The 7,418-nt window shown below is 46.3% G+C and carries 6 protein-coding genes; 2 read left to right on the forward strand and 4 right to left on the reverse strand.

The window, feature by feature from the left end; all coding sequences use genetic code 11:
* The coding region (locus VIP81_RS09550) for a GNAT family N-acetyltransferase (RefSeq protein ID WP_331959032.1) at nucleotides 1–555 on the forward strand (555 nt) is incomplete at its 5' end.
* Between the two features lie 120 nt (nucleotides 556–675).
* Here VIP81_RS09550 and VIP81_RS09555 read toward each other — a convergent pair.
* From VIP81_RS09555 to VIP81_RS09570, 4 genes are all read right to left on the reverse strand, one after another.
* Nucleotides 676–1,413, reverse strand: a complete 738-nt coding sequence (locus VIP81_RS09555) for a DUF1080 domain-containing protein (RefSeq protein ID WP_331959035.1) — start codon at nucleotides 1,411–1,413, stop codon at nucleotides 676–678.
* A 51-nt stretch (nucleotides 1,414–1,464) separates the two neighbouring features.
* Nucleotides 1,465–2,787 (reverse strand): Gfo/Idh/MocA family protein, encoded by a 1,323-nt coding sequence (locus VIP81_RS09560; protein WP_331959038.1) that lies wholly within the window; start codon nucleotides 2,785–2,787, stop codon nucleotides 1,465–1,467.
* A 279-nt stretch (nucleotides 2,788–3,066) separates the two neighbouring features.
* Entirely contained in the window at nucleotides 3,067–4,572 is a 1,506-nt protein-coding gene (locus tag VIP81_RS09565) for a sigma 54-interacting transcriptional regulator (protein ID WP_331959041.1), read from the reverse strand.
* Nucleotides 4,573–4,670: 98 nt separating this feature from the next.
* Nucleotides 4,671–5,765 carry a vWA domain-containing protein gene (locus VIP81_RS09570; RefSeq protein ID WP_331959046.1) on the reverse strand — a complete coding sequence of 365 codons (1,095 nt, stop codon included), beginning with the start codon at nucleotides 5,763–5,765 and terminating at the stop codon, nucleotides 4,671–4,673.
* Between the two features lie 351 nt (nucleotides 5,766–6,116).
* Here VIP81_RS09570 and VIP81_RS09575 point away from each other — a divergent pair, with 351 nt between their 5' ends.
* Complete coding sequence (locus VIP81_RS09575) at nucleotides 6,117–6,962, forward strand: sugar phosphate isomerase/epimerase (protein WP_331959049.1); 846 nt, start codon at nucleotides 6,117–6,119, stop codon at nucleotides 6,960–6,962.
* Nucleotides 6,963–7,418 lie beyond the last annotated feature (456 nt).

Raw genomic sequence — 7,418 nt, forward strand, 5'->3', positions numbered from 1 at the left:
ATAAAACGCAAAAAGCCTTCTGCATGCAGAAGGCTTTTTGCGTTTTATGTACAATTAAAAGAAGTGGTTATGACAGAGATTATTAAAGTAACCGCCGAAGATTCCAAGCACCTGGACCAGGTGAAGCTGCTTTTCCGCGAATATGCCAATTGGTTAAATGTTGACCTTAGTTTTCAGCAATTTGAAGAAGAGTTGGCACACTTGCCGGGTGTGTATGTACCTCCTGTTGGAGCCTTGTTTCTGGCGCAGGTAGATGGAAAGCTGGCCGGCTGTGTGGCGGTTAGGTCATTCGACAACAGTATTGCAGAAATGAAACGTCTTTTTGTAAAGGATGCGTTTAAGGGGCATGGTGTTGGTAAAGCCCTTGCCAGTGCAGCGATTGAAGAAAGTAAGAAGCTGGGTTATAAACGAATTTTGCTGGACACCCTGGCACATATGCGCCCTGCTATTGATTTATATACGTCGTTGGGATTTCAGCCAATAGCGGCGTATTATGATAATCCGATCAGTGATGCGGTGTATTTATCGCTAAATATAGAAGAAGCTGCAGTATAGCGAAGCAGCTTTTAGCCATTAGCTTTTAGCTTTTAGTAAATGCAGCAAAGATCAGCATATGTTAATCATCCGCTGCATTTACTAAAAGCTAAAAGCTAACAGCTAAAAGCTAACAGCTATTTACAATGTTCTGATCCAGATATTGCGATAACTTACGGGATTACCATGATCCTGTAAGGCGATAGATTTAGGGCCATGCTTTACGTAAGAAGGCTTGCCTATATATTGTGTTTGTCCTTCCAGTTCCACATTATTTTGCACCAGCACTCCATTTTGCAGTACGGTAGCGCGTGCGGGTGTTTTTAGCGACCCATCATCATTGAAGCGGGGAGCGGTCCAGATCACATCATATGTTTGCCATTCGCCTGGTTTTTTGCAGGCATTGACCAATGGAATTTTTTGTTTGTAGAAGCTGCCGGCTTGTCCGTTGGAGTAAGTGCGGTTATTATAATTATCCAATACCTGCAGTTCATAGTATTCCTGCATAAAAATGCCGCTGTTGCCGCGTCCCTGGCTTTCGCCCTTTACTTCAGCAGGCGTACGCCATTCGATATGTAATTGAAAGTCTTCGAACTGTTGTTTGGTTTTAATGACACCGCCGCCTTTTACCACCGTCATCACATCATTTTTCACTTCCCATTTGGCAGGGCCGCCTTTTTCTGCTTCCCAGTTGTCCAGGTTTTTGCCATTGAACAGGATGATGGCATCGGAAGGCGCTGTTAATATTTCTGTACCGGCATTAATTACTTTGGGTACCGGCTCCCAAACCTCTGTGGCTTCGGGTTTCATCTGCTCGTTATTTTGCGCCACTGCGGCAAGGGATAGCAGTGTGCAGGCAGAGAGAAGTAGCGTACGCATGTGTTCTTTTTATTTTTTTTAGGTAGATGAAAATGTATAGATCGTTTTCGTTTATACGGTAACGTTAGGGAGCTTATAGCCATTGTGGTATTGTGCTGCTAACAGTTTGTTGGCGTCGCTATCGGTGAATGTACCTTTGGCGGCATCCCAGTAAACTTTTTTGCCGGTACGATAGGCGATGTTACCCATTTGTGCTGTAGTGGCTACCAGGGCGCCTACCTGAACGGGGGCATGGAGGTCGTCCAGCTTGCGGGATTTTACCACTTCTATAAAATTGGTGGTATGCAGATCCAGGCCGTTGTCTACTGATTTTTGCCGGGTGACTGCCTCCATTTTACCTTTTTCGGGAATCACTTCCCAGCCGCCACGGTCCAGCACGAGGGTACCGTTGTTGCCAATAAATGCGATGCCATGATCACGGCCATAAGGACCGCCATCAATACCGGTGGCTTGTTCCCACTGAATGTTATAATCATCAAATTCGTATACGGTGGTGAGCGTATCCGGTGTTTCGGCTGCATCGTCGGGGTAAGCAAACTTACCGCCTGCTGCCATAATGGATTTAGGCGCGCCGGATTTCATTCCCAGCAGGGCATAATCGAGCAGGTGAACGCCCCAGTCGGTCATGAGGCCACCCGCGTAATCCCAGTACCAGCGGAAGTTAAAGTGAAAGCGGTTTTCGTTGAAAGGTCGGGTGGTAGCGGGGCCCAGCCATGATTTATAATCTACTCCTGGTGGAGGTGTGCCGTCTGGTTTTACCGGAATGGATTTCATCCAACCCATATAAGCCCAGGCTTTTACCAGGCGTACTTTGCCCAGTTTACCGGAATGTACAAATTCGATGGCATCTCTGAAATGTTTTTGGCTGCGCTGCCATTGCCCTACCTGTACGGCGCGGCTATGGTGTTGCTGTGCCGCCACCATAGAACGGCACTCGATGATGGAGTTGCCCATAGGCTTTTCCACGTATACATCTTTACCGGCGGAGCAGGCATCTGTCATTTGCAGGCAATGCCAATGGTCGGGTGTACCAATGATCACCGCATCGATGTTTTTATCTTCCAGCAGCTTACGGTAATCGCTATACGCTTTTACTTTGATGCCTTTCTGCGCCAGTTCCCCTACACGTTTGTCGAGTACGTTTTTGTCTACGTCGCAGAGGGCAACGCATTGTGCTGCCGGATTTTTGAGCATGGCGGTTAAGTCGGCCCAGCCCATGCCATTAATCCCGATGGCGGCGATATTGAGGCGGTCACTGGCAGCTACTGACCTTAGCGGAAATGCCTGCAGTGAGGCGGGGAGGGCGGATACGAGTCCGGCTCCGGCCATCAGCGTGGAAGCAGACTTGATGAAGGTTCTACGGGAATTATTCATGTAATAAAACGTTTTTGTGGAATTGTGGAATTGACAATTAAAAATACAAAATAGGGAAAAAATGGGATGATTTTCGCGAGTTTTTGTCTTTTTCAGGATTATACTGATTTAGATGATTTTCCGGATGTTGTTTTTCAGGATTAAAAAAGATTAGCGAAGACAGGATGAGGATAACCACATCGATCTTCGCTAATCTTTTTAATCTTATAAAATCCCAAAAGCAAAATCGTGAAAATCATCTAAATCAGTATAATCCTGAGAAAGACAACCTTCGCTGCATTATTCTTCTTCGGGTTCTTCGCTGTCGCTACCCAGGCTGAAGTTCATCATCGTTCCCAGCAGGTCGCTGAAGCGGGTTTCATTTTCCACTACTTTTTTGCTGATGAGAGAATAGGACGACAAGCCATGGAGTACAAACTCCATGAGGAGCAGGGCTTCTTTATTATTGGCTTTGGGAAATCTGGCTTTAATCAGTTCCTTGAGACCTTCTACTTTGCTGAGGGTAGCCTCGTATTGTTTGTCGCTGACATCCTGTAATAACTGTACGGCATTACCTTTGTCGAACCACTGAATAACGCTGCGGTAGGGGTTTTCAGTGGGCGCCCCGGCTTTCTTTTTCTTGAAAGAATCGGGGTTGGGGAAATAGAGTGCGAAGAGGGTCCGAATGGCTTTGTCGAGCAGGTTATGTGCTACCTGCAGGGGGCCTTCCTGTTCGCCTTCGTATACGAGTTCTATTTTGCCGGTGATAGCCGGGATGATGGCCTGCAGATCGGCGATCCGCACCTGTGTTTCTTTTTCTTTGTTGATGATGGCACGGCGTTCTCCGGCGCTGACCGCGTTTTCGTAGGCCGCGATAGTGAGACGGGCGGATACGCCACTTTTTTTGTCTACGTATTCACTGGTACGTGCTTCGAAAGACACCTGTTCGATAAGGCGTTTTACCATGTCGGCGATCTGAACTTTGGTGAGCTGATCGTCGTGGATATCGGCTTCCTGTTCGGTGATGAGCAGGGCGTTTTCGATTGTTTTCGGGTAGTGAGTGATGATCTGGCTTTCGATCCTGTCTTTCAGCGGCGTAACGATAGAACCACGGTTCGTATAGTCTTCCGGGTTAGCAGTGAAGATAAACAGGATATCCAGTGGCATCCTTACTTTGAAGCCTCTGATCTGTATATCACCTTCCTGGAGGATATTGAACAGGGATACCTGTATACGTGCCTGCAGATCGGGTAATTCGTTGATCACGAAGATACCGCGGTTGGATCGGGGAATGATACCGAAGTGGATCACTCTTTCATCGGCGTAGCTGAGTTTCAGGTTAGCGGCTTTGATGGGGTCAATATCTCCCACGAGGTCGGCCACGGACACATCGGGGGTGGCCAGTTTTTCGCCATATCGTGCGCTGCTGTGCAGCCATGCGATGGGTGTTTGATCGCCTTTTTCGGCGATCAGATCGCGGGCATAGCGGGACAGCGGATTAAACGGATCGTCATTTACTTCGGAGCCTTCTATGATCGGAATATATTCGTCCAGGAGGTCGGTCATTTGCCGGGCCATACGTGTTTTTGCTTGTCCGCGTAAGCCAAGGAAAAGGATGTTATGCCTGGAGAGCAGGGCTCTTTCCGTATCGGGTATTACCGTGTCTTCATAGCCGATGATACCGGGGAAGGTGCTTTCTTTTTCTTTTAGTTTTTTAATCAGGTTACGTCTGATTTCTTCTTTTACGGATACTGATTTATAACCACTTTTTTTAAGTTCGCCTAGTGTTTTTATGCTTGTGCTCATTGGAAATAATTACGAATTACGAATGAAGCATTACGAATGGTGGATGGCGGATGGTGTGTGATAACACGTCCTTCGTCATTCCTCGTTCGTCCTGCAGTTTAATAGAATTTTCTTTTACCACTTTCAAAATCGCGGAATAGAAATTGTCCCAGTTTATCTGTGCCGGAAAAGAAGGCTTTACCGTTGTTGGTTTCGGTAAATTCCTGAACGAACTTTTGCAGCCATGGATCGGTGGCTACCATGAAGGTAGTAATGGGTATTTTCAGTTTTTTGCATTGTGCGGCCAGGTTGAGGGTACGATTGAGTATTTTCCTATCGAGGCCGAAGCTGTTTTTGTAGTATTGAGATCCAATTTTCAGGCAGGTAGGTTTGCCGTCTGTGATCATGAATATTTGTTTGTTAGGATTGCGCCGGCGGCGGAGCAGGTCCATGGCCAGTTCCAGACCAGCAACGGTGTTGGTATGGAAAGGTCCTACCTGGAGGTAGGGCAGGTCTTTGATTTCTATCTGCCAGGCATCATTTCCGAATACGATGATGTCGAGGGTATCTTTGGGATACCGGGTGGTGATCAGTTCTGCGAGGGCCATGGCCACCTTTTTGGCGGGCGTGATCCTGTCTTCTCCATAAAGGATCATGGAGTGGGAGATATCGATCATCAGGGCAGTAGAGGTTTGTGTTTTGAAGTCGGTTTCTTTTACTTCCAGGTCGTCCTGGCTGATGGAGAAACTGTCTATGCCGTGATTGATTTGCGCGTTGCGGATGGAGGCGGTAATGTCCAGCTGATCTACGCCATCGCCGAATTCGAAGGGGCGTGTTTCGGCATTGAGTTCATCGCCCATGCCTGATTTGCGGACATTATGATTGCCGGTGGCAGACTTTTTCAGTTTGCCGAAAATTTCTTCCAATGCGTTTTTGCGGATGGTTTGTTCTGCTTTGGAAGTGAGTTCCACGGCGCCGTTTTCTTCGTTTTCGCGCAGATATCCTTTGTCTTTCAGCTCTTGTATAAAGTCGCCGATCCCATAATCTTTGTTAGTAAGATTATATTCCTTGTCCAGCTCAGTGAGCCACTGCAGCGCTTCCGAAACATCTCCACTGGTGTAGGTGAGGAGTTGGGTAAAAAGGTCCAGTAGTTTCTGGAAAGGTGGTTTCTTATTTTCGTCCGGGTTGAACCTGGTAAATTGTATTCCTCTCATAGCACGTCTTCTGAATTAAATTTACCACTTTTCGGTTAGAAAGTATACACTGTGGAGTAGAATGCGGAGGGGATCGCCTTCGGCGATTGTCTTTAGCAGGATTTTGATGATTATCAGGATTTTGATGATTTTATTTCTTTTTTTGGAGTGGTATATTCTTCTTTGCTGAAAGCTTTGTGTAAAGGGCAAAGATCATTTTTAGCACACCATAAAATCATCAAAATCATCAAAATCATCAAAATCCTGCTAAAGACAATCGCCGAAGGCGATCTCCTCCGCTGCAATTTCTTGCCCGAAAACTTGCATTTTATCCTGAAAGCAACTACTTTCAATCATCAAAAAAATATTCATATGAAAAAACTGAGAAATGCATTAGTGCTGGCAGGTGGATTAGCAGTTGCATTATTTGCAAAATCTGCGGCTGGACAAGCCAGGGCAGATGCATTGGGCTGGAAGCTGGGAGCGCAGGCATGGACATTCAATCATTTTACATTAGCAGAAGCGCTGGATAAAATGGATAGCTGTGGCATCCAGTACGTGGAAGCTTTTCCGGGCCAGGTGATTGGTGGCGGTATTGAAGGTAAATTTGATTACCACATGTCACCTGATCAGCAGGAAAAGGTGAAATCTTTATTTAAAAAGAAACACAAAGTGCTGGTAGCATTTGGTGTAGTGGTGCCAGGATCCGCGGCCGAATGGCGCATGTTGTTCGACTTCGCCAACAGAATGGGTATTCAGAGCATCACTTCTGAACCTAAAGAAGAAGACCTGGATCTGATTTCTTCTCTGTGTGATCAATACAATATTAAGCTGGCGATCCATGATCATCCAAAACCAAGTCATTACTGGAACCCGGATATCGTGTTAGCCGCTATTAAGGGCAGAAGCAAATTAATGGGCGCCTGCGCTGATATTGGTCACTGGGTACGCTCAGGTCTGGATCCGGTAGAATGTATTAAAAAACTGGACGGTCATATTGTGAGCCTGCATTTCAAAGATCTGAACGACAAATCTCCTGATTCACATGATGTGATCTGGGGTACAGGTGTGAGCCAGATGCCTAAAGTGCTGGAAACACTGAGAAATCAGAAGTTCAAAGGATTATTTTCTGCAGAATACGAGTATAACTGGGATAACAGTGTTCCTGATGTGAAAGCCAGTGCTGCTTTCTGGAGAACAATGGTGTCTAATCTGTAATTAATTACTGGATAATATAGTCCGGAGATAACGGTGATGCTTCACCGGGATCTCCGGATTTTTTTTGTGGGGAGGGGATCGCCTTCGGCGATTGTCTTTACCAGGATTGGGATGATTAGCATGATTTTGATGATTTTATTGCTGTTTAGTGAGATGGTTTCGTAGTGGTTGAAGGCTTCGGAAGAAGGTAGACTTCTCCCGAAGGGGAAAAAATAGCGGGGAGCTTGTGGGAATGGTATGAACAAGGGGAGATGGTAATCAGGTAGACTTCTCCCGAAGGGGAAAAAATGGCGGAGGACTTGCGGGAATGGTATGAACAAGGGGAGATGACCACTCGGCAGGCTTCTTCCGAAGAAAAATTACTGCCGGTATTATCTAAAAAAGGAAAAGCCCATACCATTACTGGTATGGGCTTTTCCTTTTTTAGGCAATGATTACTTAGCAGTATCGTTGGCA

Origin of the sequence: Chitinophaga sp., assembly GCF_036566945.1 — a bacterium.
Lineage (GTDB): Bacteria > Bacteroidota > Bacteroidia > Chitinophagales > Chitinophagaceae > Chitinophaga.

What these genes read in the sequence shown, in the direction of transcription:
- VIP81_RS09555 (WP_331959035.1), bottom strand. Translation starts at nt 1,413, where the DNA reads ATGCGTACGCTACTTCTCTCTGCCTGCACACTGCTATCCCTTGCCGCA.
- VIP81_RS09560 (WP_331959038.1), bottom strand. Translation starts at nt 2,787, where the DNA reads ATGAATAATTCCCGTAGAACCTTCATCAAGTCTGCTTCCACGCTGATG.
- VIP81_RS09565 (WP_331959041.1), bottom strand. Translation starts at nt 4,572, where the DNA reads ATGAGCACAAGCATAAAAACACTAGGCGAACTTAAAAAAAGTGGTTAT.
- VIP81_RS09570 (WP_331959046.1), bottom strand. Translation starts at nt 5,765, where the DNA reads ATGAGAGGAATACAATTTACCAGGTTCAACCCGGACGAAAATAAGAAA.
- VIP81_RS09575 (WP_331959049.1), top strand. Translation starts at nt 6,117, where the DNA reads ATGAAAAAACTGAGAAATGCATTAGTGCTGGCAGGTGGATTAGCAGTT.